This is a genomic window from Nitrospirillum bahiense (assembly GCF_007828025.1).
Taxonomy (GTDB): domain Bacteria; phylum Pseudomonadota; class Alphaproteobacteria; order Azospirillales; family Azospirillaceae; genus Nitrospirillum; species Nitrospirillum amazonense.
Genome location: NZ_VITO01000018.1, coordinates 67,563 through 92,606, shown reverse-complemented (window position 1 = coordinate 92,606; position 25,044 = coordinate 67,563). Strand labels below are relative to the sequence as shown.

The 25,044-nt window shown below is 68.5% G+C and carries 30 protein-coding genes and 1 tRNA gene; 20 read left to right on the top strand and 11 right to left on the bottom strand.

Annotated features, from left to right (window positions below; genetic code table 11):
• Positions 1-5: 5 nt before the first annotated feature.
• A complete protein-coding gene (locus tag FBZ88_RS22515) occupies positions 6-488 on the bottom strand; it encodes an FxsA family protein (RefSeq protein ID WP_145619350.1) in 483 nt (160 codons plus the stop codon).
• A 164-nt stretch (positions 489-652) separates the two neighbouring features.
• On the opposite strand from FBZ88_RS22515, the gene FBZ88_RS22510 reads away from it, so the two are divergent.
• The 8 genes from FBZ88_RS22510 (at position 653) to purB (ending at position 6,128) form a co-directional block, all read left to right on the top strand.
• Positions 653-1,384 (top strand): Tim44/TimA family putative adaptor protein, encoded by a 732-nt coding sequence (locus FBZ88_RS22510; protein ID WP_145619349.1) that lies wholly within the window; start codon positions 653-655, stop codon positions 1,382-1,384.
• 123 nt (positions 1,385-1,507) lie between these two features.
• Positions 1,508-2,728: a murein transglycosylase A gene (mltA, locus tag FBZ88_RS22505; protein ID WP_246138809.1), complete on the top strand. Its 1,221-nt coding sequence runs from the start codon at positions 1,508-1,510 to the stop codon at positions 2,726-2,728.
• On the top strand, positions 2,725-3,303 hold the full coding sequence (locus FBZ88_RS22500) for a Smr/MutS family protein (RefSeq protein WP_145619347.1): 579 nt from the start codon (positions 2,725-2,727) through the stop codon (positions 3,301-3,303). The genes mltA and FBZ88_RS22500 overlap by 4 nt, the downstream gene beginning before the upstream one ends.
• The gene (locus tag FBZ88_RS22495) at positions 3,300-3,653 is read left to right on the top strand and encodes a helix-turn-helix domain-containing protein (protein WP_004274464.1); all 354 of its coding nucleotides are present in this window, start codon (positions 3,300-3,302) and stop codon (positions 3,651-3,653) included. Before FBZ88_RS22500 ends, FBZ88_RS22495 begins: the two co-directional genes overlap by 4 nt.
• Positions 3,654-3,832: 179 nt before the next feature.
• Positions 3,833-4,255 (top strand): Fur family transcriptional regulator, encoded by a 423-nt coding sequence (locus tag FBZ88_RS22490; protein ID WP_004274465.1) that lies wholly within the window; start codon positions 3,833-3,835, stop codon positions 4,253-4,255.
• Between the two features lie 11 nt (positions 4,256-4,266).
• The gene (locus tag FBZ88_RS22485; RefSeq protein WP_145611011.1) at positions 4,267-4,476 is read left to right on the top strand and encodes a hypothetical protein; all 210 of its coding nucleotides are present in this window, start codon (positions 4,267-4,269) and stop codon (positions 4,474-4,476) included.
• A 25-nt stretch (positions 4,477-4,501) separates the two neighbouring features.
• Positions 4,502-4,708: a DUF6434 domain-containing protein gene (locus FBZ88_RS22480; RefSeq protein WP_211102770.1), complete on the top strand. Its 207-nt coding sequence runs from the start codon at positions 4,502-4,504 to the stop codon at positions 4,706-4,708.
• Positions 4,709-4,832: 124 nt separating this feature from the next.
• A complete protein-coding gene (purB, locus tag FBZ88_RS22475; RefSeq protein WP_145619345.1) occupies positions 4,833-6,128 on the top strand; it encodes an adenylosuccinate lyase in 1,296 nt (431 codons plus the stop codon).
• A 204-nt stretch (positions 6,129-6,332) separates the two neighbouring features.
• Here the strand turns inward: purB and FBZ88_RS22470 are convergent, their stop codons facing one another.
• The gene (locus FBZ88_RS22470; RefSeq protein WP_145611015.1) at positions 6,333-6,653 is read right to left on the bottom strand and encodes a DUF1476 domain-containing protein; all 321 of its coding nucleotides are present in this window, start codon (positions 6,651-6,653) and stop codon (positions 6,333-6,335) included.
• 156 nt (positions 6,654-6,809) lie between these two features.
• Between FBZ88_RS22470 and FBZ88_RS22465 the strand changes: the two genes are divergently transcribed.
• The 3 genes from FBZ88_RS22465 to purS all read left to right on the top strand — a co-directional run bounded on the left by FBZ88_RS22465 (position 6,810) and on the right by purS (position 8,830).
• A complete protein-coding gene (locus FBZ88_RS22465; protein WP_145619344.1) occupies positions 6,810-7,595 on the top strand; it encodes an NRDE family protein in 786 nt (261 codons plus the stop codon).
• A 155-nt stretch (positions 7,596-7,750) separates the two neighbouring features.
• Positions 7,751-8,509: a phosphoribosylaminoimidazolesuccinocarboxamide synthase gene (gene purC / locus FBZ88_RS22460; protein ID WP_145611017.1), complete on the top strand. Its 759-nt coding sequence runs from the start codon at positions 7,751-7,753 to the stop codon at positions 8,507-8,509.
• An 81-nt stretch (positions 8,510-8,590) separates the two neighbouring features.
• Entirely contained in the window at positions 8,591-8,830 is a 240-nt protein-coding gene (gene purS / locus FBZ88_RS22455) for a phosphoribosylformylglycinamidine synthase subunit PurS (RefSeq protein WP_145611018.1), read from the top strand.
• A gap of 39 nt (positions 8,831-8,869) precedes the next feature.
• Here the strand turns inward: purS and FBZ88_RS22450 are convergent, their stop codons facing one another.
• Entirely contained in the window at positions 8,870-9,493 is a 624-nt protein-coding gene (locus tag FBZ88_RS22450) for a TetR/AcrR family transcriptional regulator C-terminal domain-containing protein (protein WP_145619343.1), read from the bottom strand.
• An 85-nt stretch (positions 9,494-9,578) separates the two neighbouring features.
• Between FBZ88_RS22450 and FBZ88_RS22445 the strand changes: the two genes are divergently transcribed.
• The gene (locus FBZ88_RS22445; protein ID WP_145619342.1) at positions 9,579-10,793 is read left to right on the top strand and encodes a TCR/Tet family MFS transporter; all 1,215 of its coding nucleotides are present in this window, start codon (positions 9,579-9,581) and stop codon (positions 10,791-10,793) included.
• A 22-nt stretch (positions 10,794-10,815) separates the two neighbouring features.
• Here FBZ88_RS22445 and FBZ88_RS22440 read toward each other — a convergent pair whose 3' ends face one another.
• A complete protein-coding gene (locus FBZ88_RS22440) occupies positions 10,816-11,340 on the bottom strand; it encodes a MarR family winged helix-turn-helix transcriptional regulator (RefSeq protein WP_145619341.1) in 525 nt (174 codons plus the stop codon).
• Positions 11,341-11,498: 158 nt separating this feature from the next.
• Here FBZ88_RS22440 and FBZ88_RS22435 point away from each other — a divergent pair, with 158 nt between their 5' ends.
• Complete coding sequence (locus FBZ88_RS22435; protein ID WP_145619340.1) at positions 11,499-13,256, top strand: cytochrome c biogenesis protein DipZ; 1,758 nt, start codon at positions 11,499-11,501, stop codon at positions 13,254-13,256.
• A 60-nt stretch (positions 13,257-13,316) separates the two neighbouring features.
• Here FBZ88_RS22435 and radC read toward each other — a convergent pair whose 3' ends face one another.
• Entirely contained in the window at positions 13,317-14,060 is a 744-nt protein-coding gene (radC, locus tag FBZ88_RS22430; RefSeq protein ID WP_145619339.1) for a RadC family protein, read from the bottom strand.
• 283 nt (positions 14,061-14,343) lie between these two features.
• Between radC and FBZ88_RS22425 the strand changes: the two genes are divergently transcribed.
• Positions 14,344-14,829, top strand: a complete 486-nt coding sequence (locus FBZ88_RS22425) for a hypothetical protein (RefSeq protein ID WP_145619338.1) — start codon at positions 14,344-14,346, stop codon at positions 14,827-14,829.
• A 74-nt stretch (positions 14,830-14,903) separates the two neighbouring features.
• Here the strand turns inward: FBZ88_RS22425 and map are convergent, their stop codons facing one another.
• Complete coding sequence (gene map, locus FBZ88_RS22420; protein ID WP_145619337.1) at positions 14,904-15,749, bottom strand: type I methionyl aminopeptidase; 846 nt, start codon at positions 15,747-15,749, stop codon at positions 14,904-14,906.
• A 246-nt stretch (positions 15,750-15,995) separates the two neighbouring features.
• Between map and FBZ88_RS22415 the strand changes: the two genes are divergently transcribed.
• Positions 15,996-16,766, top strand: coding sequence for a competence/damage-inducible protein A (locus FBZ88_RS22415; protein ID WP_145619336.1), 771 nt, complete (start codon positions 15,996-15,998; stop codon positions 16,764-16,766).
• Between the two features lie 105 nt (positions 16,767-16,871).
• Positions 16,872-16,958 (top strand) — tRNA-Leu (locus tag FBZ88_RS22410).
• A 12-nt stretch (positions 16,959-16,970) separates the two neighbouring features.
• Here the strand turns inward: FBZ88_RS22410 and FBZ88_RS22405 are convergent.
• The 3 genes from FBZ88_RS22405 to FBZ88_RS22395 all read right to left on the bottom strand — a co-directional run bounded on the left by FBZ88_RS22405 (position 16,971) and on the right by FBZ88_RS22395 (position 18,104).
• The gene (locus FBZ88_RS22405; RefSeq protein ID WP_145619335.1) at positions 16,971-17,477 is read right to left on the bottom strand and encodes a GNAT family N-acetyltransferase; all 507 of its coding nucleotides are present in this window, start codon (positions 17,475-17,477) and stop codon (positions 16,971-16,973) included.
• Positions 17,465-17,734, bottom strand: coding sequence for a type II toxin-antitoxin system TacA family antitoxin (locus FBZ88_RS22400; RefSeq protein WP_145619334.1), 270 nt, complete (start codon positions 17,732-17,734; stop codon positions 17,465-17,467). The genes FBZ88_RS22405 and FBZ88_RS22400 overlap by 13 nt, the downstream gene beginning before the upstream one ends.
• A gap of 109 nt (positions 17,735-17,843) precedes the next feature.
• The gene (locus FBZ88_RS22395) at positions 17,844-18,104 is read right to left on the bottom strand and encodes a hypothetical protein (RefSeq protein ID WP_040849837.1); all 261 of its coding nucleotides are present in this window, start codon (positions 18,102-18,104) and stop codon (positions 17,844-17,846) included.
• A gap of 171 nt (positions 18,105-18,275) precedes the next feature.
• Between FBZ88_RS22395 and FBZ88_RS22390 the strand changes: the two genes are divergently transcribed.
• A complete protein-coding gene (locus tag FBZ88_RS22390) occupies positions 18,276-19,376 on the top strand; it encodes a patatin-like phospholipase family protein (RefSeq protein WP_145619333.1) in 1,101 nt (366 codons plus the stop codon).
• A gap of 144 nt (positions 19,377-19,520) precedes the next feature.
• Here the strand turns inward: FBZ88_RS22390 and FBZ88_RS22385 are convergent, their stop codons facing one another.
• A complete protein-coding gene (locus tag FBZ88_RS22385) occupies positions 19,521-19,943 on the bottom strand; it encodes a YccF domain-containing protein (RefSeq protein WP_145619332.1) in 423 nt (140 codons plus the stop codon).
• Between the two features lie 230 nt (positions 19,944-20,173).
• Here FBZ88_RS22385 and FBZ88_RS22380 point away from each other — a divergent pair, with 230 nt between their 5' ends.
• Both FBZ88_RS22380 and FBZ88_RS22375 read left to right on the top strand, forming a co-directional pair.
• On the top strand, positions 20,174-21,451 hold the full coding sequence (locus FBZ88_RS22380; protein WP_145619331.1) for a PQQ-dependent sugar dehydrogenase: 1,278 nt from the start codon (positions 20,174-20,176) through the stop codon (positions 21,449-21,451).
• 145 nt (positions 21,452-21,596) lie between these two features.
• Complete coding sequence (locus FBZ88_RS22375; protein ID WP_145619330.1) at positions 21,597-21,884, top strand: hypothetical protein; 288 nt, start codon at positions 21,597-21,599, stop codon at positions 21,882-21,884.
• Positions 21,885-21,970: 86 nt separating this feature from the next.
• Here FBZ88_RS22375 and FBZ88_RS22370 read toward each other — a convergent pair whose 3' ends face one another.
• The gene (locus tag FBZ88_RS22370; RefSeq protein WP_145619329.1) at positions 21,971-22,624 is read right to left on the bottom strand and encodes an HAD family hydrolase; all 654 of its coding nucleotides are present in this window, start codon (positions 22,622-22,624) and stop codon (positions 21,971-21,973) included.
• 232 nt (positions 22,625-22,856) lie between these two features.
• Between FBZ88_RS22370 and FBZ88_RS22365 the strand changes: the two genes are divergently transcribed.
• Complete coding sequence (locus FBZ88_RS22365) at positions 22,857-24,962, top strand: S9 family peptidase (RefSeq protein WP_145619328.1); 2,106 nt, start codon at positions 22,857-22,859, stop codon at positions 24,960-24,962.
• Positions 24,963-25,044: the final 82 nt, after the last annotated feature.

Here is a 25,044-nt window from a genome sequence, read left to right as displayed (position 1 = left end):
GCGCCTCATTCCTTGGGCAGCGTGGGGCCCTGGTCCGGCTTGGTGACGTCCACGAAGTCGCCGTCGATGACGGTGGTGGGGCGGGCCGGGCTGCCATAGGTGCCGCCCCCATTCATCCCGCCGCCAGCCGTCCGCACGGTAAAGCGGGTGCCCGACAGCCGCTGGGCCTGGCCCAGCAGGGCGCGGCGTACCGGCGGGACCAGCAGGGCGATGCCGGCCAAATCGCTGATGAAGCCGGGTACGGCGAACAGCACACCGGCCGTGGCCAGGCACAGGCCGTCCCACGCCACCACCGGCGCCTCGCCCGGGGTCGCCCTCGCCACCTTGCGCAGGGCGTCCAGCCCCTGGCGCTGCACCAGCCACAGGCCGACGATGGTGGACAGCACCACCAGGGCCACGGTGCCCAGCACGCCCACCTTCTCCCCCACCCAGGCGAAGGCGGCGATTTCCGCCAGAAGATACGCGATGAGAAAAAGGGGAAGGTGCATAAGCTTGCTCTTTCTTCGGGCGCCGCCTATCTACAGCGAGAGGGCCGCCCGTAATGACAACCGGGTGTTCGGTCTTAACATGGTGGGGCGAGGCCCCCGTATCCAGGTGGCGATTGGGCCTGGAACGCGGGCTTATTTCAAGCGCCGGAGGTTCGAAGTCTGCAATGGGTGACAACTCCTACTTCTTCGAAATCATCATCTTCGCGATGATCGCCGTGTTCCTGGCCTATCAGTTGCATAAGGCGCTGGGCCGCAAGACGGGGGAGGAGCGTGAGCGCCCCAACCCCTTCACCGCCGTCCCCCCCGCGCAGGGGCCGACCGCCCAGGGGCAGCAGGGCCAGGGTCAGCAGGGCGTGCGCCCGCCGCCCTTCCAGGGGGTGCAGCCCAAGGTGATCGAGGGCACCGCGCGCGACGTCACCCCGCCCGACTACGACGGCCCGCTGTCGCTGGAAGCTGGCCTCGCCCGCATCCATCAGGCCGATCCCAGCTTTGACGAGCGGCGTTTCCTGAAGGGCGCGGAAGGCGCCTTCGGCATCATCGTCGACGCCTTCGCCCGGGGCGATACCGGCGCCCTGCGCCCGCTGCTGGCCGATGCCGTCTACAACGATTTCGCCAAGGCCATCGAGGCGCGCGCCCGGGCGGGCGAGACGCTGGAGGCGCACATCCAGGCCTTCGACACCGTGGACCTGGTGCAGGCCCGCCTGCTGGAAGGCCAGGCCCTGTGCACGGTGAAGTTCATCACCCACCAGACCAACGTCACGCGCGATGCCCAGGGGCGGGTGGTGGACGGCGACGCCGAGCATCCGGCGGAGGTGGTGGACATCTGGACCTTCGCCCGCGACACCAAGTCGTCCGACCCCAACTGGCGCCTGGTCGAAACCCGCGTTCCGCAGTGAGCGGGCGAATGGCGGCGCAAATCGCGATGCGCCCCGCACATCCGGTGTTTCCTTCCGGCGGCGATCCGTTTTAAGGTCCGGCTCGACCTGACGATCCAGCCGCCCCGCGAGGAACCATTGCCCATGCCGTGCCGGCCCCTTTTCGCCCGCGCGGCGCGCGGCGTGGCGGGCGCCCTGCTGCTGCTGACCACCGCCTGTTCCCTGTTCACCTCCGAAGAGGCGCCGCCCCCGGCCCCGGCGCCCGGGGCCAAGCTGGTGCTGCAGCCGGCCGCCTATGCCGACCTGCCCGGGTGGCAGGCTGACAGGGTGGTTGAGGCCGTGCCCGCCATCCTGCGTTCCTGCGACAAGATGCTGCGCCAGACCTCCGGTGTCGCGGGCAAGCCCCAGGACTGGAACGCCCCCTGCTCGGCCCTGAAGAACCTGCCGCCGGGGAACGAGGCCATGGCCCGCGCCGCGCTGGAACGCTGGTTCCAGCCCTGGCGCGCCACCGACAATGGCAATCCCGAGGGGTTGTTCACCGGATACTATGAGGCGGAGCTGCGCGGCAGCCGCACGCGCCACGGCCGCTACACGGTGCCGCTCTATCGCCGCCCGCCCGACCTGGTGATGGTCGACCTGGGCGAGTTCCGCGACAGCCTGAAGGGCCAGCGCATCGCCGGCCGGGTGACGGACGGCAAGCTGAAGCCCTACGAGGACCGCCGCCGCATCGATGCCGGCGCCCTGACCGGCAAGGGGTTGGAGCTGGTGTGGCTGGACGACGCCATCGACGCCTTCTTCCTGCACATCCAGGGCTCCGGCCGGGTGGTGCTGGAGGAGGGGGGCGAGGTGCGCGTGGCCTATGACGGGCAGAACGGCTGGCCCTACGTCGCCATCGGCCGCCAGATGGCGGCGGACGGCAAGCTGGACCGCGACGCCGTCACCATGCAGTCCATCCGCGCCTGGCTGGCCGCCAACCCGGCGCAGGCTCAGGCCACCATGGAAGGCAACCCCTCCTACGTCTTCTTCAGGGCGCTGGAGGGCGACGGCCCCCTGGGCGCCCAGGGTGTGGCGCTGATCCCCGGCCGCTCGCTGGCGGTGGACCATACCTACGTGCCCTACGGCCTGCCCGTCTGGCTGGACGTCACCGATCCGGAGGACGGGGACAAGCGCCTGTCCCGCCTGATGGTGGCGCAGGACACCGGCGGCGCCATCCAGGGACCTGTGCGCGGCGACGTGTTCTGGGGCCATGGGCGTGAGGCGGAGAGCCGCGCCGGCGTCATGAAAAGCCGCGGCGGCTATTGGCTGCTGCTGCCGCGCACGGTGACGCCGGCCAACATCGCCGCCGGGCCCGGACCGTCTTCATGAGCCGCCAGCGCCGCAGTCCGACGTCGGAGGAAATCCGCCTGTGGCGTGAGGTCATGCGCGATGCCGCCCCCTTGCGCCGGGGCGCCCCCCTACCGCCGCCCCCGCCCGCGCCGGTGGCGGCCGCCCCCGCCGTGCCCGCCGCCCCGCCGCTGGCGTCGGCGCCCGCGGCCAAGCCGCTTCCCGCCGCCCCCCTGGCCCATCCCCCGCTGGTCTTCGGCGCCCGCGCCGGCCTGGACCGCCGCACCGACGACCGCTTGCGCCGGGGCCAGCTGGTCATCGATGGCCGGCTGGATCTGCACGGCATGACCCAGGCAGAGGCGCACGGCGCCCTGAACGCCTTCGTCGCCCGCGCCCACCGCGAGGGCCGGCGCACCCTGCTGGTCATCACCGGCAAGGGCTCCGGCGGCAGCGTCCACATGGGTACCGACCGGGAGAAGGGCATCCTGCGCGTGGCGGTGCCCCGCTGGCTGGGGGAGGCGCCTTTGCGCCCCCTGGTGCTGGCCATCCGCCAGGCCCAGCCGCAGCATGGTGGCGGCGGCGCGCTCTACGTGCTCCTGAAGCGGCAGCGACCATGACCCCCTTCGGCCAGCGGATGCGTGAGCTGCGTGAGCAGCACGGCCTGGCCCTGAAGGACATGGCCGCCGCCCTGCACATCTCCTCCGCCTACCTGTCGGCCCTGGAGCACGGCCGCAAGGGCACGCCCTCGCCCATGCTGGTGCGCCAGATTTGCGGCTATTTCGGCATCATCTGGGACGAGGCGGAGGAGATGGAACGCCTGGCGCAAATGTCCGACCCCCGGGTGGTAGTGGACACCAGCGGCCTGCACCCCAAGGCGACCCTGGCCGCCAACCGCTTGGCTCAGCGCATCGGCAAGATGGACGAGGCCACATTGGACCGGCTGCTGGCGCTGATCGGGCCGGCCTGACCGGATGCCCTCTTTCCCGCCGCCGCCGCTTCATGCGACGAAACGGGCTGCGCGGCGAAACGGGGCAGCCCTGCGGTCGATTCCACTCGAACCGGGCGGGGCGCTCGGTTTAGAATGTTTATAGTTTCCCGTCTTTACCGGCGGCCGGTTCACCATTTCCGTCTTTTGGGAGCGTCCCCATGCCATCGCGTCTTGAACAGCTTTGCATCCAGAAGGGCCTCAAGATGACCGAGCAGCGGCGGGTGATCAGCCGCGTGCTGTCCGAGGCCATGGACCATCCGGATGTGGAGCAGGTGTATCGCCGCGCGGTGGAGATCGATCCCAACATTTCCATCGCCACGGTCTACCGCACCATGCGGCTGTTCGAGGAAGCCAACGTCATCGAGCGGCTGGACTTCGGCGACGGCCGCGCGCGGTACGAGGAAATCCGGGATGAGCACCACCACCACCTGATCGACCTGCAGTCGGGCGAGGTGATCGAGTTCCGCAATGAGGAGCTGGAGCGTCTGAAGGAAAAGGTGGCGGCGGAGCTGGGCTATGAGCTGATCGGCCACCGCCTGGAACTGTATGGCGTGCCGCTGAACCGCGCCAAGCGCTCCTGAGGTTCCGTCCCATGGCTTGCCGCGAGGATGCCACGTCCGACTGTTGCCGCCCCGCCGTCGTGCGGGCGTACCAGGAGATGCGCGGCAAGGGCCAGCCGGAGAAGTTCTGCCTGGAGGCGGCGATCACCGTTTACCGCTGGCACCACCCCAGCCCGGACGATCTGCCGCCCGAGGTCATGGCCATGGTGACCGGCTGGGTGCACGACGGCCTGCGGCACTGATCGGGCCGGTAACGGGATGGAAACGGTGTTCGACTGGCATGCCGATCCGATCGATCGCACTACCCCCATCACCACCGGCTATCGCGGTACCCAGAACGTGCGGCGTTTCTTCCACCGGGAATGCGGGGAGCATTTCAAGTTCGACCGGCCTTTTATGGCTTGGATGAAGGCCGCCGTGGGGCGGACCATGGGCGATGCCGCCGATGAATGGCTACGGCGGGACCGGGCCTGACCGGCGCGGGTGACGGCCGTCACCCTGGCAGCACCCTGCCCCTGCGCCCCTTGCACTGGTCAAGGCGTCCGGCCGCCCGTATGGTCCGGCGCCATCAGCAGCCCCCCAGCAGAGGCGACGCCCCATGATTCCGCGCTACAGCCGCCCCCAGATGGTCAAGATTTGGGAACCGGAGAACCGGTTCCGGATCTGGTTCGAGATCGAGGCCCACGCCTGCGACGCGCAGGCCGAACTGGGCGTGATCCCCAAGGAGGCGGCGGCAGCCGTATGGGAGCGAGCGAAGTGGGACGTGGCCCGCATCGACGAGATCGAGCGCGAGACCAAGCACGACGTCATCGCCTTCCTCACCAACCTGGCGGAGCATGTCGGCCCCGAGGCCCGCTTCGTCCACCAGGGCATGACCTCCAGCGACGTGCTGGACACCTGCCTGGCGGTGCAGCTGAAAGAGGCGACCGACCTGCTGCTGGCGGACATGGACGCCCTGCTGGCCGCCCTGGCACGCCGGGCGCAGGAACACAAGTACACACCCAGCATCGGCCGCAGCCACGGCATCCATGCCGAGCCGGTGACCTTCGGCCTGAAGCTGGCCGGCCACTATGCCGCCTTCAAGCGCGGCCGCGATCGCCTGGCCGCCGCCCGGGATGAGATCGCCACCTGCGCCATCTCCGGCGCCGTCGGCACCTTCGCCAACATCGACCCCCGGGTCGAGGAGCATGTGGCGGCCAAGCTGGGCCTGTCGGTGGAGCCCATGTCCACCCAGGTCATTCCGCGTGACCGCCACGCCATGTACTTCGCCGTCCTGGCCGTCATTGCCGCCAGCATCGACAACCTGGCCACGGAAGTCCGCCACCTGCAGCGCAGCGAAGTGCGCGAGGCGGAGGAATATTTCAGCCCGGGCCAGAAAGGCTCGTCGGCCATGCCGCACAAGCGCAACCCGGTGCTGTCGGAAAACCTGTCGGGCCTGTCCCGCCTGATCCGCAGCCATGTGGTGCCGGCGCTGGAGAACGTCACCCTGTGGCATGAGCGCGACATCAGCCATTCCTCGGTGGAGCGCGTCATCGCCCCCGACGCCACCATCGCCTTGGACTTCGCCCTGTCCCGCCTGACCGGCATGATCGACAAGCTGGTGGTCTATCCGGAAAACATGCAGCGCAACCTGGACATGCTGGGCGGCCTGCACAACAGCCAGCGCGTCCTGCTGGCCCTGACCCAGGCCGGCATGAGCCGCGAGGACGCCTATCGCGCCGTGCAGCGCAACGCCATGCCGGTGTGGCTGGAGGGCAAGGACTTCCGCACCCTGCTGAAGGCCGACGCCGACGTTGCCCGGCACCTGACGGCCGAGCAGATCGACGGCGCCTTCAACCTCGACTACCACACCAAGCACGTCGATACGGTCTTCAAGCGCGTGTTTGGGGAGTAGTTATTGTTCCCTCAGGCGGCGGGCGCGGGCATCCGCCCGCTTGCCTTGTCCTCGTTTTCCAGTCCGCTGATGCTCCCCGGAAAACTCCGGCGGACGCAGTCGCGTCTTACAGCGGCATGGAATGCCGCTGGTTGAACATAAATAAAAAAGGGGCGCTCCCGCATGGGGCGCCCCTTTTCCTATTCCCCGTGATCCTGGAGCGGATCAGGCGGTCATCATCTGTTCGCGGGCCACTTCCAGCGTGTGCTCCATCTCCTTCTCCACGCGGTGGGCGGAGATGTCGACGCCCTTGGCGGTGAAGTCGGCCATGATGCGGGCCAGCACATCCTGGTGGCCGGGCTCGCGCAGGTCTTCCGAGACCATTTCCTTGGCGTAGGCGGCGGCCTCGTCGCCCGTCAGGCCCAGGTGCTGGGCGGCCCACTCACCCATCAGGCGGGCGCGGCGGACGTAGATGCGGAACAGCAGTTCCTCGTCATGCTTGAACTTGGCCTCGAAAGCCTGTTCGCGTTCGTCAAAGGTCGTCATCGCTATTCCTCGAAGCACAGCTCTGGGTGGTTTCGATTTCCCCCGGCAGCCTTATATATCGGGTGGTCGCTTGCGGTCTACAGCCCCCGGGGCAATACGCCGCCCCCGGCGCCTTTCCCGAAGCGGCGCCAATACTCTGTCAGGTGCCTTCATCCCATGTGCAGCGTCATCCTTCTCCGCCGTCCCGGCCACGCCTGGCCCCTGATCGTCGCCGCCAACCGGGACGAGATGAACAACCGTCCCTGGCTGCCCCCCGCCCGCCACTGGCCCGACCGGCCGGAGGTGGTGGCCGGCAAGGATGAATTGGCGGACGGCAGCTGGTGCGGCCTGAACGACACCGGCGTGCTGGCCGCCGTGCTGAACCGCGAGGGCACGCTGGGCCCGGCGGCCGGCAAGCGGTCGCGCGGGGAGCTGGTGCTGGAGGCGCTGGACCATGCCGACGCCCCGGTGGAGGCGCTGTCGGATTTGGACACCCGCGCCTACCGCCCCTTCAACCTGCTGCTGGCCGACAACCGCGACGCCTGGCTGCTGGAACATATGGGGGAGGCGGGGCGCAACCGGGTGCGGGTGACGCCCATCCCCGAGGGCGTCTCCATGATCACTGCCCGCGGCCTGAACGCCCCGGACTGCCCGCGCACCCGGCGCTACCGCCCCCTGTTCGCCGCCGCCCCGGCACCGGACCCGGAAACCAACCATTGGGCGGAGTGGGAGATGCTGCTGGCCAGTCGTGTCAGCGGCGCCGGGGATGATCCGCGCGAGGCCCTATGCATTGTGACACCCCAGGGCTTCGAGACCACCAGCAGTTCCATCATCGCCCTGCCGGCCATGGACCGCGCCGGGGTGCTTCCCCGCTGGCGCTTCGCCGCCGGCCGGCCGGACGAGGCACCCTTCCTTGATGTGGATCTGGGACGCGGATTTGGGCCGGTAAGTCCGACCGTATAGGCGCCCGGCGTGGGGCGAGGGGTGCCTGACATTGTACAGGACCCCATTGCTTGCTATATCCTCGCCATCAGGGCCGGCCCTCGGGCGCGGGCGTTCCGCTATGCGCACGTCCGACCGATGCCGCCCGCATCCGTTCGTTCGAAAGAAGTGATCCCATGTCTCGACGCCGGCGGATCTACGAAGGCAAGGCCAAAGACCTGTTTGAAGGGCCTGAGCCCGGCACGCTGGTTCAGTACTTCAAGGATGATACGTCCCATGAGCACAAGAAGGGCGTCATCACCGGCAAGGGCGTGCTGAACAACCGCATCTCCGAATACCTGATGACCCGCCTGGGCGAGATGGGGGTGCCCACCCATTTCGTCCGCCGCCTGAACATGCGCGAGCAACTGGTGCGCGAGGTGGAGATCATCCCGGTCGAGGTGGTGGTGCGCAATGTCGCTGCGGGCTCGCTCAGCAAGCGCTTCGGCATTCCCGAAGGCACGCAGCTGCCCCGCTCCATCATCGAGTTCTATTACAAGTCCGATGAGCTGGGCTGCCCCATGGTGTCGGAGGAGCACATCACCGCCTTCGGCTGGGCGGGGCCTCAGGACCTGGACGACATGCTGTCGCTCAGCCTGCGCATCAACGACTACCTGTCCGGCCTGTTCCTGGGCACGGGCCTGAAGCTGGTGGACTTCAAGGTGGAGTTTGGCCGGCTGTGGGACAATGACGAGATGCGCATCGTCCTGGCCGATGAGATCAGCCCGGACAATTGCCGCCTGTGGGACATCAAGACCAACGAGAAGCTGGACAAGGACCGCTTCCGCCAGGACCTGGGCAAGGTCGAGGAAGCCTACCAGGAAGTGGCCCGCCGCCTGGGCATCCTGCCCGAGGGCGGCCCCGGCGACGTCAAGGCGCCCAAGCTGATGCAGTGAGTTCCGGTCCCGGGGGCGATTTCGCCCCCGGGCCTTTTCATATCCCTCGTTTTGCGTAGAACCAACCAGGAAGCATCGATCATGAAGGCCAAGGTTACCGTCACGCTGAAGCACGGCGTCCTCGATCCCCAGGGCAAGGCCATCGGCCACGCCCTGCAGACCCTGGGCTTCGACGGCGTGGGCGAAGTCCGTCAGGGCAAGCTGATCGAGCTGGACCTGGAAGAGACCGACCCCGCCAAGGCCAAGGCGGCGGTGGAGTCGATGTGCCAGCGCCTGCTGGCCAACACGGTCATCGAGAACTACGCCATCGAGCTGGTCTGAGTTCCGGTCCGGGGCGGCGCCCGGCCGCCCCGGTGCCCCTTATTCCGCCGGTTTCAGACCGGCGATGAAATAGCCCAGCGCCCGGTCGAACGCGGCGTCCGGGCTGTCCCCCAGGATGCCGGCCATCGCCGCCGCCATCAGCGGCGCCTCGGGCCCCACCTCCGGCAGGGTCTGGCCGGCGCGGTCGGCCGCGTCCGTGGCCCGCGCCTGTTCCTCCAGCACCCATCCCACGACGAAGCGCGACAGCGCGATCATGATGCACAACGCGTCCGCCGGGGCGAATCCGTGCCGGCACAGCAGGCCCACCTGCGCCTCCGCCAGCGGCATCTGTTCCGCCAGCGGGCCGGTGCCGGCGTGCACCCGGGCGCCGTCGCGATAGGCCAGCAGGGCGTGGCGGAAGCTGCGGACGTTCAGCGTCAGCCACGCCCGCCAGTCCGTCTCCCCCTCCGGTGGCCACACATGCTTGTGCTGCGCCAGCATGGCCACGGCCATGGCGTCCAACAGGGCACGCTTGTTGCGGAAATGCCAGTACAGCGTGGGCGACTGCACGCCCAGGCGCGCCGCCAGCAGGCGGGTACTGAGCCCGTCCATCCCCACCTCGTTCAGCAGATCCAAGGCCGCGCGCACCACCGTGTCGCGGGTCAGTTTGCCCTCTGGCCGCATGCCGTCCTCCATTCGCGCTTGACTCTCTATCATCGATAGGGAAAATGCAACTCTATCAGTGATAGGGATTTGAAGGCGTGGCGTCATGAACAAGGCGTTGTATGTGGTTTTCCTGGCCATGGCGCTGGATGCGGTGGGCATCGGCATCATCATGCCCATCCTGCCGGGACTGTTGCGCGAAGTGACCGGCACGGACGACGTGGCGCCGCTCTATGGCCTGCTGCTGGCGATCTTCGCCCTCATGCAGTTCTTTTGCGCCCCGGTGCTGGGTGCGCTTAGCGACCGCTACGGGCGGCGGCCCATCCTGCTGCTGTCGCTGATCGGCGGGGCACTGGATTATCTGGCCCTGGCGTGGTCGCCCAACATCTGGGTGGTGGCAGGCGGCCGCATCCTGGCCGGCATCACCTCCGCCAACATGGCGGTTATCACCGCCTATATCACCGACACGACGGAGGAGGCGGGGCGGGCCAAGCAATTCGGGCGCATGAGTGCCGCCTTCGGCGTCGGCTTCATCGCCGGCCCGGCCCTGGGTGGCCTGCTGGGCATGGTTTCGCTGCGGGCGCCCTTCTTGCTGGCGGCCGGCTTGAACGGCCTGAACTTCCTGCTGGCGCTGCTGGTGCTGCCGGAGTCGCGGCCGGCGGCGACGGAGCGCGCGCCCATCAAGCTTGGCGCCCTGAACGCCTTCGGCTCCCTGCGCTGGGCCGTCGGCGTGCCGGTGCTGGCGCGGCTGCTGGTGGTTTATGTCCTGGCGGAAGGGGCGGGCCAACTGGCGGCCTCGCTCTGGGTGCTGAACGGCCAGGACCGATTCGCCTGGGACGCGTCGGTGGTGGGCTGGTCGCTGGCGGCCTTTGGTTTCCTGCACGCCATCGCCCAGACCTTCGTGACCGAACCGGTCACCCGCCGACTGGGTGAACGGGGCGCCTTCATCCTGGCGGCGGTGGCGGACGGTGTGGCCTACGCCGTCATGGCCTTCGCCACCCATGGCCTGGCCGTCTTCCTCATCATGCCGCTGCTGTCCCTGGGCGGCATCGTCGGGCCGGCCCTGCAGGCCCTGATGTCCTTCCGCGTCGGCCAGGACCGGCAGGGGGAACTGCAGGGCACGCTGGCGGCGCTGGGCAGCCTGGTGGGCATTGGCGGCCCGCTGCTCTTCACCGCCGTCTATGGCGCCACTCGGACCAGCATGCCGGGTGCCGTCTGGCTGCTGGGCGTGGCGGCCTATGCCATCGCCGTTCCGCTGCTGCCCAGCCGCCGGGCCCTGGCGCCCACTGGGACACCCGCTGGCGCGCCGGCTGGGGAATGAGGCGCGCGCTTCGTCCCGCGCGTCAGTCGGCTTTCGGTCCCGCCCTCTCCGCCTCGTCCCGGTCCGCCTGGCTGGCGCCGGCGTGGACCAGCAGGTTGTCGCGCAGGCGGCTGACCGTCTTCTGGATCACCTTGAACTCCTCCGGCGTCAGGCCGCTGGCCTTCACCAGATTGCGCTGTCCACCCCTTTCCCGCAGCTGGCGGCCGGCCGGGGTCAGGCTGACCCGCACCTGGCGTTCATCCGCCGGGTCGCGGCGGCGCTGCAGATAGCCCAGCGACTCCAGCTTCTTCAGGATGGGGGTCAGGGTGTTCGATTCCAGGAACAGCTTCTCACCCAGGCCGCTGACCGTCTGGTCGTCCTGCTCCCACAGGGCGACGATCGCGATCCACTGGGTATAAGTCACGCCCAGTTCATCCAAGATCGCCTTGTAGGCGCGGCCGTACGCTAGGTTCGCGGAATAGACGGCGAAGCATAGGAAATCCGCCAGCTTCGGCTGGGGGGCAGGGGGCGCGGCGCTGTCTGGCGCCGGGCCATCGGGGGGTGTCATCGGCGTTCCTTCCGATAAGGGTGTCGCGGGGGCCTTCCGGCCTGTCGCACCCTATATAACACGCATGCGATTAAATCGGGAATTGACTCTGCACCAGAACAGACCCATTAATCACGTATACGATCTAAACGGACACGATTAAAATAGGAACCATCCTCATGGCCTCGATCCTCCTGGCGTATCTGGCGGGCGTGTTGACCATCGCCGCGCCCTGCATCCTGCCGCTGCTGCCCCTCGTCCTGGCCCCGGCCCTGACGGACGGGGCCGGCTTCCGCCGCCGGGGGTTACCCCTGCTGATGGGGCTGGCAGCGGCCTTCGCCGTGACGGCCAGCCTGGCGGCGGCGGGCGGCTGGGCGGTGGCGGCCAACCAGTACGGCCGGGCGATGGGCCTGGCCTTCGTGGTCCTGTTTGGCCTGGTCATGATGTGGCCGGCGCTGGCCGCCCGGCTGACGGCGCCGCTGGCGGCGGCGGGGGCGCGGCTGGCTGAACGGTTCAGCCCTGGCGCGGCTTCGGGGGTCGACAGCACCGTCGCTTCGTCGCTGGCCCTGGGCCTGGCCACCGGGCTGATGTGGGCGCCTTGCGCCGGGCCCATCCTGGGCCTGATCCTCAGCGCCGCCGCCCTGCATGGGCCGGGCCCCGATACCACGGTGGCGCTGTTCTTCTACGCCCTGGGCGCCGCCACGCCGCTGGCCGCCGTCATGATCGGCGGTGGCCGGCTGGTGCGTGCCCTGCCGCAGGGAGCCCTGCGCTGGGCCGAGGGCGTGCGCCGGGTGGCGGGCGGTGCCGTGGTCGCCACGGCGGTCATCAGCGCCGCCGGCCTGGACACCCGCCTGTTCCTGGGGGTGCCGGCCCTGCCCACCGACCGGGTGGAACGTGCCCTGGTGAAGGTGCTGAGCGCCCATGACTCTGGCGTGGCCCATGCCGCGACCCTGCCCGCCACCCAGCCCCCGCTCACCGGCCCCCTGGCCGATGTGCTGAAGGCCAAGGCCTGGGTCAACACTTCCGGCCTGACCTCGGGGGACCTGCGCGGCCATGTCGTGCTGGTGAACTTCTGGACCTATTCCTGCATCAACTGCCTGCGCACCTTGCCCCATGTCCGCCAATGGGCGGCGCAGTACAAGGACCAGGGCCTGGTGGTGGTGGGCGTCCACACCCCGGAATTCGCGTTCGAACGGGATGTCGACAACATCACCAAGGCCGCCGCCACGCTGGACGTGACCTACCCGGTGGCGGTGGACAACGACTATCGCATCTGGCGCGCCTTCGACAACCAGGCCTGGCCCGCCCTGTATCTGATAGGCGCCGATGGCCGCGTCATCTACCAGGCTTTTGGCGAGGGCGATTATGACAAGACGGAACGCGTCATCCGCAAGGCGCTGGCGGACGCCCAGGCCACGCCTACCGCCCAGGCCCCCGCTGCCCAGGTGAAGGTCGAGGGCGCCCAGGCCGCCGCCGACCTGAACGACCTGGGTTCCCCCGAAACCTATGTCGGCTATGGTGAGGGCCAGCGCTATTCGGGTGGTGACGACATCGTGGCCGACGCCCCGGCCCATTACCGCCCGGCCGGCAGCCTGCGCCTGAACCGTTGGACCCTGGGCGGCGACTGGACGGTGGGCCGGGAATTCGCCACGGCCGGCCAGGCGGGGGCCCGCATCGCCTACCGCTTCCACGCCCGCGACCTGCACCTGGTGCTGGCGCCAGGCGCCGATGGCCAGCCCATCCGCTTCCGGGTGCGCATCGACGGCGCCGCCCCGGGCGCCGACCACGGCACCGACGTGGACGCCGACGGCGTGGGCACGGTGCGCGCCGCCAAGCTGTACCAGTTGATCCGCCAGGCCGGCCCGGTGGCCGACCATACATTCGAGATCGAATTCCTGGACCCCGGCGCCCGCGCCTACGCCTTCACCTTCGGCTAACACCCTGCCACAGCTGGTGCCCCGGGCCCTCGCGCAGACGGTGCTGGAGGTGGTGACGTTCTAAACCAGCCCCTGGGCGCGGAAGCTGAAGTGCCGGCCCCGGCCGATGACCAGGTGGTCATGCACCGATATCTCTAGGGCCTTGGCGGCGTCGGCGATGGCCTTGGTCATCTGGATGTCCGCCCGGCTGGGGCTGGGATCGCCGCTGGGGTGGTTGTGCACCAGGATGATGCCGCTGGCGCCCAGTTCCAGCGCGCGCTTCAGCACCTCGCGCGGGTAGGCCGCCGTCTGGTTGACCGTGCCGTGCTGTTGCACCTCGTCACGCAGCAGCGCGTGCCGGCCGTCCAGGAACAGCACGCGGAACTGTTCCACCGGCTCATGCGCCAGGGCGCCCTGGCAGTAATCCAGCAGCTTCTGCCAGGACGACAGCACAGGGCGGTCCAGCAGCTCCCGCCGTGCCATGCGCAGGGCGGCGGCGGCCACCACCTTGATGGCGCCGATGGCGGCGTCGCTCAGCTTGAACTCGTCACGCAAGGTAGCCACTGGGGCCGACACCAGCCCCCAGAAGGAGCCGAAGCGGTTCAGCAGCTGCTTGGCCAGGGGCTTCACGTCGCGCCGGGGGATGGCCTGGAACAGCAGCAGTTCCACCAGCTCATAATCCTGCAGGGCTTCCGGCCCCTGGCTCAGGAAACGCTCGCGCAGGCGGTCGCGGTGGCCGTGATAGTGGGGCGGCGGTTCCTTTTCGGCGGCCGGCGAGGGCAGGTCCAGTTCCAGTACGGCGTTCTTGTCGTGCTCGCGGCCCATGCCCGTCCCCCGTTACCCGCGCAGGCAGTATAGGCGGGGCACGATGCACCTGCCAGAGGCGACGCCCAGGATGGGGGGCCAGGATGGGGTGAGAAGACGAGGGTGGGGAAAATCGTCCCGGCAAAACCTGCCCTTCGCAACGCGGATTGATGGGGCCTGCCGGGTGGGGGGCGGCCCGGTCCCGGCCGCGACTCGCGGGAATCTCTGGTCCGTCCGGCCAGCCGTTGCCTGGCATATCTATTGCTTTGGGGTTACTTCGCCTGACCAGAGGAGTCCAGCCGCGATGCCCCATCTCATTCCCCTGTCCACCGTCAAGACGGCGCGTGCCGACAAGTCACTGGCCGAGAGGTCCTATGGGCCGGGGGACGAGCGCGGCCTTGAGCCCTTGACCGGCATTCCCCTGGTGGAGGAGGAACGGCTGCGCCGCTACGCCCTGTCGCTGGGGGACGGCGCGCTGTCCGAGATTCTGACGCTCTACGCGGAATGCCTGGTGGACGCCGGTGGCGCCCTGGACCTGGCGCTGCAGCGCGGCGCTGTGGATGGCGTGCGCCACTACGCCTATCTGCTGACCGGCACGGCGGCGGAGATGGGGACGCCCCGGCTGGCCCACATCAGCCGCTTCCTGGCGCGCCGCGCGGGGCAAGGGGTGGCGGAGGCTGGCGCCCTGGCCTCTTTACGCCAGGTGCTGACCCAGACCCAGGCGGCGGTGGGCGATGTGCTGGAACACCATCTGCAGGTGGTGCAGGGACCGCAGGTCGCCCGCGCTTGATCCCGAGATCCAATGGAAAACCCCGCCCGGGGCGACCTGGGCGGGGTTTTTCCTTTCCGGCACGGGGCCGGTGATCAGGCCTTGGCCGCGTAGGGCGGCTGGTGGAAACCCGCCGGGGACAGGGTGAAGATCTCACAGCCGTCCTTGGTCACGCCCACCGTGTGCTCGAACTGCGCCGACAGGCTCTTGTCCTTGGTTACGGCGGTCCAGCCGTCGGACAGGATCTTCACGTCATAGCGGCCGATGTTGATCATGGGCTCGATGGTGAAGATCATGCCTTCCTTCAGCTCCGTACCCTGGCCCGGCTTGCCGAAGTGCAGGACGGACGGGGCGGTGTGGAACACCTTGCCCACGCCATGGCCGCAGAAATCGCGCACGACGGAGAAGCGGTTGCCCTCGGCGAAGGTCTGGATGGCGTGGCCGATGTCGCCCAGGGTGGCGCCGGGGCGCACCGCCTGGATGCCGCGCATCATCGCCTCATACGTCACGTCCACCAGCTTGCGCGCCTTCAGGGGGATGTCGTCACCCACGAAGAACATGCGGCTGGTGTCGCCGTACCAGCCGTCGACGATGACGGTGACGTCGATGTTGGCGATATCGCCCTTCTGCAGGCGCTTGTCGCTGGGGATGCCGTGGCAGACCACGTGATTGACGGAGATGCAGCAGGACTTGGGATAGCCGCGATAGCCCAGGGTGGCGGACTTGGCGCCGTGGGCCTGCGTCCATTCCTCGCACAGCCGGTCGATCTCCTCCGTCGCCACGCCGGGCACGACGAAGGGGGTCAGGTAGTCCAGCAGGGCCGCGGCCGTCTGGCCGGCCTTGCGCATGGCGGCGAAGCCTTCCTCGCCATGGATGAAGATGCCGCGGTCTTCCAGTTCGTACTCTTCATCCGCGGCGGCGGCCGCTTCGCCTCTGTTCATGCTCTAAAATCCATCTGTCGGGCGGCCAGCCGGCCAAGCCCAGCCAAGTACCAGGTCCGGCGGTCCCATGGGGCTGGTGAACAGTGCCGGCACACACGGTTCCGAACTTAGGCGCGCCACCGTCCCACGGCAAGGCAATCCGGGGCAGGGCAGGGCCCCGAATCCGTGTCAGGGACGGTTGGCGGCGGGACATTTCCCCCTATAATCGCGCGGCCTATCCCGTCCCGCGACGAAAGCCCGCCTCGAATGACCGCCCCTACCGCCGCGCCCACTGGCTGCCTCATCATCATCGGCAATGAGATCCTGTCCGGCCGCACCCAGGACGTGAACCTGAATCACCTGGCCAAGGTGCTGGGCGGTCTGGGCGTGCGCCTGAGGGAGGCGCGCGTGGTGGCGGATGACGAGGCCGCGATTATCGAGGCGGTGAACCAGACCCGCGCCCGCTACACCTACGTCTTCACCACCGGCGGCATCGGCCCCACCCACGACGACATCACCGCCGCCTGCATCGCCAAGGCCTTCGGCGTGCCGCTGCTGCGCGATCCCGAGGCCGTGCGCCGGCTGGAGGCGCACTACCAGGGCACGGGGCGGGAGCTGAACGAGGCGCGGCTGCGCATGGCCAACGTGCCGCAAGGCGGCATCCTGATCGACAACCCGGTCTCCGCCGCCCCCGGCTTTCAGATCGGCAACGTCTTCGTCATGGCGGGCGTGCCGGCCATCATGCAGGCCATGCTGGCCAGTCTGACCAACCGCCTGGTGGGCGGCCCGGTGGTGCTGGCCCGCACCGTGCGCTGCCTGGTGGGGGAGGGCGAGCTGGCCGGTGGCCTCAGCGCCATCCAGGACCGTTATGCCGACGTGGACATCGGCAGCTACCCCACCTATCGCGAAGGCCGCTTCGCCACCAGCCTGGTGCTGCGCAGCCCGGACGCGGCGCGCCTGGCCGCCGCCACGGAAGAGGTCGCGACCCTGGTGCGCGGCATGGGGGCGGAGCCGGAGGTGGTGGAGGGGGCGGCCTGACAGCGGCCGGTGACGTTTTGCACGCGTTACCGGCTTTTGCCCGCGTTACTGGCCTTGCCCTGCCGGCCCCACCTTCGCTAGTGTCCAGCGGCCTCGACCCTGGATGCCCGCTTGGCGGAATTGGTAGACGCAAGGGACTTAAAATCCCTCGCCCTCACGGGCGTGCCGGTTCGATCCCGGCAGCGGGCACCACGGGTGGGGCTGTCAAAAGCCATTCCGCTCCAGATCCACGATGCGCACGATCATGCTGCGCCTGGGGTCGAATGGCAGATCCTCAAATCCGTACCGCCGATAGAAGGCGCGTACGCCCTCATCCAGAGGATGGGTCAGGACGGCGAAGCATCCAATCTCCCGCGATAGCCGCACGGCTGTGGACAGGGCGAAGAACAGCAGGGATCGGGCGTAGCCCTGCCCCTGGTGGCGTTGATCTGTCGCCAATTGCCCAAGCAGGATGGCGGGCAAAGGATCGGGCTGATTGCGCTGGGCCGACTTAGGCAGGTAGTCCCGCGCGATTTGCGCGGCGCTTAACGATACATAGCCGACGATCACGCCGGTTTCGCTCTCTTGGAGGACGCTGGTGCGTGAGGCACCACTTTCCTGATTCCGCCAAGCGTGGCGGCGGAACCACTGATTCAGGGAGTCGCGGCCACAGTCAAAGGCGCCGCGATCATCGTCGGCGGCCAGTGACCGGGGCGGGCTTAGTCTTGCCATGCCGGGCGGGTTGCGGCCAGTTCACGCAAGGCGGGCACGTCTTTGGCTGGGGCTGCCGCCCAGCGTTCGAAACGCTCCCAATCGGTGGCCGGTATGGTCACCAGCCGCTGGTCCAACAGGTCGATCTCGGCGGCTTCCAAGGCCTTGCGGCGTATGAAATCGCTAAGGCTGGTGCGAGCTTGAGCGGCGGCGGCCTCCAGCAGGTCGCGTTCAGCCGGGCTGACCCGGACACTCAGGACGGGATTGGTGGCGGGCATCGCAAACCTCCTGCGTATGACATTATCATACATGGGAAGTCCTACCTAGGCATTCACGCGTGTGACCATGTGATCCGGCCACAGCTTCCTTCAGACGCCCGCCCTGGTCTTACTGCTCCCGGTCTTCCGCCATGTCCTCGGCCAGTTCGCTGGCCAGGTCGACGAACAGGCCGGGGTCGACGGTCAGGCCCTGGGCCTCGTTGATGCGCACGAAGATGCGCCAGGCGTGCAGGATGGCTACGTCCAGGATGGTGTCGTCGGCCTCCTCCGAATGCTTGTCGGTGATGCCCCGCTCCTCCAGGGCCGCCTTGATATCCAGGTCGGCGGCTTCCAGCACAGCTTCCATGGCGCGCTTGTGGGGGGTGGACATGATGGCAACTCCTTGAATAACAATCATATGCTTGGGACATGACATCCGCCGCCGGGCCCGTGCCGGCGGGGGTTTCCGGAATCCATCATAGCGGATGGCGCGGACGCGAAGCCATGCGCGGGTTTGAGCGGTGTTTCAAGCCGAAACTTGAGCGGTTTTAGGGGGAAGGACGTGGCGCCTGCCTTGCGTTTCCTGGCCGGGCCCGAGGCCATGGCCCGCCTGCGCCGCGACGGCGTGTCGGATGAGCTGTTCGGCACGGTGGCGGGGGCCTCCGGCGGCCCGAAGTGGCTGGCGCTGACCCGCCTGGACCGCGCCATCCTGTCGCGCTGGTTCCGCGGACGCACCCGACCCCTGGCCATGGTGGGCAGTTCCATCGGCAGCTGGCGCTTCGCCGCCATGGCGCGGCAGGACCCGGCCGGCGTGCTGCGCCGATTCGAGGAGGCCTACCTGGCCTACGTCCCGTCCGATGCCACCATGCCCACCCTGACGCGGGAAAGCCGCGCCTTCCTGGACATCATCCTGGGCTCCCCCTCCGGCGCCAACGAGGGCGATCGCAAGGGCGCGCGGGAGATCCTGTCCCATCCTGCCATGCGCCTGTCGATCCTGGCGGTGCGGGGGCGGGGACTGCTCAGTGCGCGCCATCCGGCCTGGGTGGGCGCCGGCATCGGGGCGGCGGGCCTGGCCAACCTGGTCAGCCGCCGCAGCCTGCCCCTATTCTTCCAGCGCACGCTGTTCGCCGACCCGCGCGCAGCGGATCCCTTCGACCTTGCCGCCGGCTTCCCCACACGGCGGGCGGCGCTGACCCCGGCCAACCTGGGCGATGCCCTGATGGCCTCGGGCGCCATCCCTTTCCTGTTCGAACTGGTGCGCGACATCGGCGGGGCCAGGCCCGGCGCCTATATGGACGGCGGCATCATGGACTATCACCTGGACATCCCCTTCGTGGCGGAGACGCCGGGCAGCGACCTGGTGCTGTTCCCCCATTTCGGGCCCAAGGTGGTGCCGGGCTGGTTCGACAAGGCCCTGGCATGGCGCCGCCCGGCGGCGGCTTCGCTGGCCCGCACCCTGTTGCTGTGTCCGTCCGACGACTTCCTGGCATCGCTGCCGCACGGCAAGATTCCCGACCGCCGCGACTTCACCGCCCTGCCGCCCGCCGAGCGCCAGCGCTACTGGCGCCAGGCCGTGGCCGAGACCGACCGCCTGGCCGACGAGTTCCTGGACGCCGTCGACCGTGACCGCATCCCGGATTTGCTGGAGCCGCTGCGGGGCTGACGCCCTTTCCCCCGCGCCCCCTAAGCGCCCGGCTTCCCTAGGCCGCGACTGCGGCCGCCGGAGCGAGTACCGCCCATTGAGTGTGAAGGAGGGCGCAGCGAGGATGAGCCAAAGGGCCGGATGGCCCTGCCGGCGTTTGAGGATCTAATAACGCGGCATTCCCATGGTCTCCACCGGCACGATGGCCTTGCCGATGGGGGCCAGCGCCAGCACGGCGAACTTGAAGTGCTGGATGCCGAAAGGGATGCCGATGATGGTCACGAACCAGAACACGCCGGCGAAGACGTGGTAGAGGGCCAGCCACCAGCCGGCGAACAGGAACCAGACGACATTGCCCAGGAAGCCTAGGGGGCTGGTGCCCAGGTCTTCCCGGCCGGTCAGGACGCGGCGGTCCACCGCCATCTGCCCGAAGGGCCACAGCACGAACAGGCCCATGTTGAAGGCCGCCCGGGCCCAGGGGATGCCGATGATGCTGACCACCATCAGGATCGCGGCCATGAACCAGGCCAGCGCCCCGGTGAACCCGAACAGCACCACCCACAGGATGTTCATCAGCAGACTGATCATGACGTGCAGGCCCCGCTTGTTGCTTCCTGGAGCCGATCATTCCCCAACGGGCCCGCGCCGTCCAGGACCACACCGGCCGGGGGTGGGGGGAGCCACCTCGGGACGGGGCTGTGACGGCGGTGACTTGCGGGGCGCGGCATTCCGGCATATGCCAAGCTGTAGCCTTGCGAACGTGGTTAAAGTCACCGACAGTGACAACGTTATCATCCCCCCGCACATCCGAGCGACCCATGCGCCGCAGCAGCCTTGCCGTCCTATCCGCCGTCAGCCTCAGCCTGGGGGCGCTGGCGCCCGCCTGGTCTTCCGCCGGGGCCGCCACCCCGGCTGGCAATCCCGAGCAGAAGGTGGGTCAGCGCATCCAGATTCGCGCCGCCGACCTTCCCGCCCCCTATGCGACCGAGGGCGTGGGCAATTCGTCGGAAGAGGTGCCACGCCCGGACGGCGTCAGCCTGAACGTGCCCAAGGGTTTCACCGTTTCCGTGTTCGCCACGGGGCTCAGCCGCGCGCGCAACCTGGCGGTGGCGCCGAACGGCGACGTCTTCCTGGCCCGCCAGGCCACGCCGGGTGAGATCACCCTGCTGCGCGACAGCAAGGGCACCGGCACCGCCGACCAGATCATCACCTTCGCCGGCGGTTTCGACCGCCCTTACGGCATCGAGTTCCACGACGGCTATCTCTGGGTGGGCGACATCAAGGCGGTGTGGAAGATCCCGTACAAGGACGGTGACACCAAGCCGGCGGGCGACCGCATCCAGGTGACGCCGGACGGCGCCCTCGGTCAGCCCAAGGGCCACCCCACCCGCACCCTGGAATTCGCCCCCGACGGCAAGAGCTTCTTCGTCGGCATCGGATCCATGAGCAACATTGCCGAGGATCCCAAGCCCCACGCCACCGTGACCGAATTCAACATGGACGGCACGGTGAAGCGCGTCTACGCCTCCGGCACCCGCAACCCGGTGGGCCTGCAGTTCTACCCCGGCAGCGACGACCTCTACGCCGTGGTGAACGAGCGCGACGGCCTGGGCGACGGCCTGGTGCCTGATTACTTCACCCGTCTACAGCCGGAAGGCTTCTACGGCTGGCCCTATTCCTACACCGGCAGCCACCCGCAACCGGACTTCGCCGACAAGCGGCCGGACCTGGTGGCCAAGGCCATCGTGCCCGACCTGCTGTTCGACGCCCATTCGGCCCCGCTGGGCCTGCTGTTCTACACCGGCCACCAGTTCCCGGCCGATTACCAGGGCGGCGCCTTCGTCACCTTGCACGGCTCGTGGAACAAGGCGAAGCCCACGGGCTATAAGATCGTCTACGTGCCCTTCACCCACGGCCGCCCGGCGGGCCACTACGTGAACTTCGCCACCGGCTTCTGGCTGCCTGGCACCAACCCGGCCCAGGTCTGGGGCCGCCCGGTGGGCTTGGCCATGGCGCATGACGGCAGCCTGCTGGTGGCGGACGACGTCGGCGGCACGGTGTGGCGCATCAGCTATCACGCGAAGGGCAAGTCCTAAGCCTTTCTATTTGCAAGACTTGGCGGCCGTCTAGAGTCTAGCGGCAATGAAAGGGCGGTGGCGGTGGGCAATTTCTGCCGCCGCCGCCCTTGTCCAATTTGCAAAATGAGCGTATATGTCGGGGTGGCTAAAGGAGGCCATTCCCATGTCCATCGGCGGCATCAACTTCTACAGCTCTGGTTACGGCGCGACGTTCCTGACCTCCGGTGTCGGTTCGACCAGCGACGTTTCCAACTCGCAGGTGCAGTCCATCTCCCCGGTCAAGACCCAGGGGACCTCGGACCAGGGCACCGACCAGGCCAACACCGACAACAATTCGTCCAACAGCAGCAGCAACAGCTTCACGCAGAACTTCAGCCCGACGCAGGATCAGGTGAAGGCAGCCTCCGACACCGGCCGCACCCGTGGCGCGTTCGTGAACCTGACAGTCTGAGCCACAACTGATAGCTGGGCGCCCTGGGCGCCCGCTCCCAAGGGTCGACAGCGTTCGCTGCCGGCCCTTTTTGTTAACGCGCGGCGTCAGGCCACCCAGCGGCGAACTTCATGCAGGTCGGCGGCCACGCGGCACAGGGCCTCGATCTCTTCCGTGGGGGCCAGCAGGTCCGGCACCATCACCGCCATCATGCCGGCGGCGTGCGCCGCGCGGATGCCGTTGTGGCTGTCCTCCAGCGCGATGCAGTGCCGGGGGTCGATACCCAGGGCGGCGGCGGCCTTCAGGTAGGGCTCCGGATGCGGCTTGCCCTGGCTGACGTCGTCGCCGCCGATAATGGCGCGGAAGCGCTGGGCAATGCCGGCCTGGGTCAAATGGTGCAGCGCGCGTTCCCGCTGGGTGCTGGTCGCCACCGCCATGGGAATGCCGGCGGCGTCCAGATGGTCCAGCAGTTCCACCACCCCAGCCATCAGGGCGATGCCAGCGTCGAAATGCGCCTGGATGGCGCTGCGGTACAGCTCGGTGAAGCGTTCGAACACGGTCTCGCCGCCGAAATGGTCCACCAGCATCTGGCGCACCGCCGGGTAGGGCCGGCCGATCAGGGTGCCGTAGAACACCTCGCTCAGGGGGCGGCCCACCGTCACGGCGGCGTCCATCATGGCGCCGCGCAGGGGGCGTTCGCTGTCGATCAGCAGGCCGTCCATGTCGAAGATCGCGGCCTGGATGGCGTGGGGAAACGGCATGTCCGTGTCTTCATGGTGAGGGTGGCGGTTGCCTTGGGGATACCCCGGGGCCATTCCGGCCGCCAGTGCCGGGGCGGCATGGCAGGTTCCCCGCCGTTGGCCGTGCCGGGGACATGGCACCCCCCCACTCGGGCCCGCTTGCCGGGTCCATACCCCCGACCATATCGTTGCGATCCGTTTCCGCCGCCTGCCAATCCTGACGCGGGCGGCACAACCATTGGTGTCGCCATCCATGTCCGCCTCTGACGCCCCCTTCCGCCAGTCCGCTTTCGCCAAGCCGCCCGTGGCCCGGGTCTGGCCGGTGGAGAAGACGGCCCACGGGGAGGTTCGCGTCGACCCCTACGATTGGTTGCGCGACCCGGCCTTCCCCGAGGTCAAGGACCCGGACATCCTGTCCTACCTTGAGGCGGAGAACGGCTATATCGAGCAGGTGCTGGGCGGGGAGGGGGACCTGCGCCCCGCCCTGGTGGCCGAGTTGCGCGCCCGCATCAAGGAGGACGACACCGGCGTTCCCTACCGCCGCGACGGCTATTTCTACCAGTCGCGCTTCGCCGCCGGACAGAACTACCCCGTCTTCGTGCGCTGGGCCGCCGGCACCTCTGAAGAGGAGGTGGTACTGGACGTCAACATCCTGGCGGCGCAGCACGATTTCATGCGCGTGGCGGATTTCGAGACGACGCGCGACGGCCGCTATCTGGCCTACACCGCCGACACCGACGGCTCCGAACGCTACGGCGTGCGGGTGAAGGACCTGTCCACCGGTGACCTGGTGCTGGAGGGGGCGGCCGACGCCACCCCTGGCGTCGCCTGGGCGGCCGACGGCCGGCACCTGTTCTACATCCGCCAGGATGAGTTCCAGCGGCCCAAGACCGTGTGGCGCCACCGCCTGGGTACCGCGCTGACCGAGGACGTGCTGGTCTATGAGGAGGCCGACCCCGCCTGGATGGTCAGCCTGGACCTGACCCTATCCGGCCGGTTCATCCGCATCGTCGCCCACAACAACGTGTCGACCGAGGTGCGGCTGCTGGATGCCGCGCAGCCGGAGGGTGAGCCGCGCCTGGTCCTGCCCCGCCGCCAGGGTCACGAATACAACGTGGAGGATCAGGGCGACACCGCCTGGATCATCACCAACGACACCCACCGCAACTTCCGCCTGGTGAAGGCGCCGCTGGCCGATACGGCCGAGGCCAACTGGGTGGAGGTCATCGCCCCGGCCGACCGCACCTACCTCACCGGCCACATGGCCTTCCGCGATTGGCTGGTGGTCTATGCCCGGGTGGACGGCGCCCAGGTGGTGCGGGTGCTGGACCCGAAGCAGGCGGATGGAAGTGGCGCCGCCCACGACATCGCCTTCCCCGACGCGGCGTTCGAGGTCGGGCCCGGCGCCAACTTTGACTATGACGGCGGCCTGCTGCGCCTGCGCTACCAGTCGCTGGTGACGCCGCCCACGGTCTACGACTACGACCTGAACGACCGCACCCTGGCCATCCGCAAGGTCCAGGAAATCCCCAGCGGCTATGACGCCGACCAGTATGTCAGCGCCCGCCTGATGGCCCCAGCGCGCGACGGCACGCTGATCCCCATCTCCATCGTCCATCGCCGCGACTTCCCCAAGGATGGCTCGGGCGCCCTGCACCTCTACGCCTACGGCGCCTACGGCAACGGCATCGACCCCTATTTTTCGGCCAACCGGCTGGGCCTGCTGGATCGGGGTTTCGCCTTCGCCATCGCCCACATCCGCGGCGGTGATGAACTGGGGCGCGGCTGGTACGAGGACGGCAAGCTGGAGAAGAAGATCAACAGCTTCACCGACTTCATCGACGCCGCTCAGTTCCTGGCGGGCCAGGGCTATGCCAAGGCCGGCAACATCTCGGCCGAGGGCGGCAGCGCCGGTGGCCTGCTGATGGGTGCGGTGGCCAACATGGCGCCCGAGGGCCTGTTCCGCGCCATCGTGGCCCAGGTGCCCTTCGTCGACGTGGTCAACACCATGCTGGACGACAGCCTGCCCCTGACGGTCATCGAGTATGATGAGTGGGGCAATCCCAACGAGCCCGAGGTCTATCAGCGGCTAAAGTCCTACAGCCCCTACGATAACGTGGCGGCCAAGACCTATCCCCACCTGCTGATCACCGCGGGCCTCAGCGATCCGCGCGTCACCTACTGGGAACCGGCCAAGTGGACGGCCAAGCTGCGGACGCTCAAGATCGACGACCATGTCCTGCTGTCGCGCACCGAGATGGGGGCCGGCCACGCCGGTGCCGCCGGCCGCTTCGACAAGCTGAAGGAAGTGGCCCTGACCCAGGCCTTCCTGCTGCGGGCCTTCGGCAAGGGGCTGTAAGGGCATTCGTCCGATGCCGGGCATTTGTAAGGGGGGCTGGGGCGGGCTTATAGTCCGCTCCAGCCCTTTACTTTTCAAAGGC